Raw genomic sequence first — 2093 nt, 5'->3', positions numbered from 1 at the left:
GGCGGCGCCCTGGCCACCGTCCGACTGCTGCCTGGCCAGGCCTGGGCCGCCGAACCGGTGCCCGCCGACGGCCCGCCGTCCGCCGCCCTGCTGTCGACCACCCCGCAGCCCGCCGCCCCGCAGCCCTGGCCCGAGTGGACCCGCCACGCCCGCCTCGCCGACGGCACCTTCAACGAGTCCGCCGACATGCAGACCACCGTCGACACCCTGAAGGCCCAGAACGTCAGCGTGATCGAGCTCGACACGATCCTGTCCGACTGGCACACCGACGCCGAGTTCACGGCCCACATGACCGACGTGACGACCTTCACCCGCCTCGCGCACGCCGCCGGCCTGAGAGTCGTCATGTACTACCCGTCGCTCGAGGTCATCACCCCCGGCGGCCTGAGCGGCCCCTCCTTCTACAAGAACGGCGAGGGCGGCGCCTGGGTCCAGCGCTCCCTCGACGGCAAGCCGAACGTCTTCTACGGCAACGTGGTGGTGTGGGTCGACAAGAACGACGAGAGCGTCTGGCTCAGCCCCAACTCCCCCTGGCGGGACTACTACCTGAAGCGCGTCAAGCTGCTCGCCGCGACCGGCGTCGACGCGATCTGGCCGGACGTGCCGATCTACTTCGACGGCATCCTGTCCTGGTGCGACGCCTCCACGTGGGGCGCCGCCGCCTTCCAGGCCGACACCGGCCTCGCCCTGCCGAAGGCCGCCGACTACACCGACCCGGTCTTCCGCCGCTACGTCGAGTGGCGCCACCGCAACCTCAACCAGTGGCAGCTCGACATCACCGCCGCCGCCCGGTCCGTCAACCCCAACGTGGTCGTCTTCTCCGAGACCGTCTCGATGGACTACCGCTACGCGACCTCGATCGGCCTGGACGGCGCCTACCTGCGCCAGGTCGAGAGCGGCATCAGCCAGGTGTGGGAGGTGGACATCCTCGGCAACTACGACGGCATGCGCCACGCCACCGCCACCGACTGGACCTGCCTCATCTCGATGTACAAATACGCCCGCGCCGCCAGCGGCACCAAGCCCGCGTGGGCGTTCTCGTACGGCTGGCAGCCGGACGACGCCTCGCTCGTGCTCGCCCAGGTGGTCTCCACCGGCTGCAACCCGTACGAGGTCAAGACCCCGTTCAAGAACGCGGGCGTGGATGCGGCGATGCGCACCCGGGTGTACGCCTTCGTCAAGGCCAACGAGGCGCGGATCTTCGACGCGGCCCCGCTCGCCCAGGTCGGCGTCTACCACTCCAGCGCCTCGCGCGACTACGTGAGCCCGACCGCGGGCAACGGGATGTACGTCACCGTCACTCCCCCGGCCGGGGTCACCGAGTGGTGGGGCGGCGGCGAGCCGGCGATGAGCTGCGCGACGATGCCGTGGCTGGGCGAGTTCCGGGGCACCGTCAAGGCGCTCGTGTACGCGCACGTCCCGTTCGACACCGTGACCAGCCCCGGACTGGCGGCCGCCGACCTCGCCCGGTTCAAGGTGCTGCTGCTGCCCAACCTCCAGGCGGTCTCGGACGCGGAGGCGGCGGTGCTGCGGGGCTACGTCGCGGCCGGCGGGACGATCGTGACCACCGGCCCCAACCCCACCGGCCTCGACCAACTCGGCGCCCAGCGGACGGAGTTCGCGCTCTCCGACGTCCTCGGCCTGAGCCGGGCCAACCCGCTGCCGGACACCAACCGGAACGCGTACGGCGCCGGCACCGCGTGGTACGTCAAGTCCCTGCCCGGGCTGAGCTACCTCACCAAGACCGACCAGGCCTCCGCCGACCAACTCCTGGCGCCCGTACGGCAGTCCGCGCCGCCCGCCGTCACCCTCGCCGGGGACCCCCGGATCTTCCTGGAGGCCCGCAAGCTCGGCAACGACGTCGTCGTCCACCTGGTGAACTTCACCAACTTCGGCGACACGCAGGCCGACTTCCGCACCACGCCCACGAACTGCACGCTCTCCTACGCCCTGCCCGCGGGCGCCGCCGTCGCCTCGGTGACCGTCGCGACCCCGGACGGGACGGACCCGGCGCCCAAGGCGGTGCCGTACACCGTCACCGGGTCGACGGTCAGCGTGCCGCTGACCGTCGTGCAGTACTCGCTGGTGACCGT

1 protein-coding gene is annotated in these 2093 nt (G+C 71.3%); it reads left to right on the top strand.

The window, feature by feature from the left end:
- On the top strand, window positions 1-2093 hold a 2093-nt coding region (locus AB0O00_RS36960; RefSeq protein ID WP_363659079.1), incomplete at both ends, for a hypothetical protein.

Origin of the sequence: Kitasatospora sp. NPDC093558, assembly GCF_040683475.1 — a bacterium.
In the GTDB taxonomy this organism is placed as follows: Bacteria; Actinomycetota; Actinomycetes; order Streptomycetales; family Streptomycetaceae; genus Kitasatospora.
The sequence above is the reverse complement of the archived record's forward strand: the minus strand, read 5'-3'. Positions and strand labels throughout refer to the sequence as shown.